Annotated in this window: 1 protein-coding gene; it reads right to left on the bottom strand. The window is 76.9% G+C overall.

The genetic code is table 11. The features are described 5' to 3' along the window. The coding region (locus tag CNO22_RS27155; protein WP_157937173.1) for a GAF domain-containing protein at nucleotides 1-1,017 on the bottom strand (1,017 nt) is incomplete at both ends.

Here is a 1,017-nt window from a genome sequence, read left to right as displayed (position 1 = left end):
GATGCGGTCCCGGTCGGCCTGCACCTGCAGCCGTCGCTCCCGCAGCTGGCTGCGGGCGAGCTCGAGGGCCACCGACGCCTGCGCGGCGAACGCCGACGCGAGCTCGAGGGTGTCCGGCGCGAAGGGTTCCCGCCCGCGCCGCCGCATGGCGACGACGGTGCCCAGCGCCGGGCGGCCGCCCAGCGGGATCACCAGCGTGGGGCCGAAGCGCTGGGTCAGCTCGCCGAGCACCGGCGCGCGCTGCCCCCCGACCGCGGCGGTCCGGACGTCGGGGATGAGCACCGGCGTGCCGGTGCGGTGCGCCCGGCCGAGCTGGGTGTCGATCAGCGGCAGGCGCACCCCCTCGGCGTACTCGTTGTCCACGCCGACGGCCACGACCACGGTGAGCGCGTCCTCGTCGTCCGGACCCGGCACCAGCACGCCGGCGACGTCGGCGGAGGCCAGCCCCGCGACCTGCTCGCCGATGGAACGCAGCACGGTGTCGGGGTCGGCGCCGGAGAGCAGGGCGGTCGCGATGTCGGTGCCGGCCTGGGCCCACGCGCGGCGGTGCTCGGCGCGCTCGACCAGCTCGGCGTTGCCGATCGCCAGGCCGGCGCCCGCGGCCAGCGCGACCGCCGCGGCCTCGTCGGCCTCGGTGAACCCGCCGATGCGCTCGACGGTCAGGAAGAGGTGGCCGAACACCGCGCCCCGGACGCGGACGGGTGCCCCGAGGAAGGAGCGCATCGGCGGGTGGCCGGGCGGGAACCCGGCCGCCTCCGGGTGCTTCGTCAGGTCGTCCAGCCGCAGCGGCTCGGGCCGCTTCAGCAGCAGGCCCAGGACGCCGGTCCCGGCGGGCAGCCGGCCGATCCGCTCGCGGACGGCGACGTCCATGCCGACGACGACGAAGCGCTCGAAGGCCGCGCCGGTGTCGTCGAGGACACCGAGCGCGCCGTAGGTGGCGCCGGTGGTCTCGACGGCGGCCTGCACGATCTCGTGCAGCGTGACGTCGATCTGCTCGCTGTGCGCTGCAGGGTGACT

This window comes from Geodermatophilus chilensis (assembly GCF_002802985.1).
Lineage (GTDB): Bacteria > Actinomycetota > Actinomycetes > Mycobacteriales > Geodermatophilaceae > Geodermatophilus > Geodermatophilus chilensis.
The sequence above is the reverse complement of the archived record's forward strand: the minus strand, read 5'-3'. Positions and strand labels throughout refer to the sequence as shown.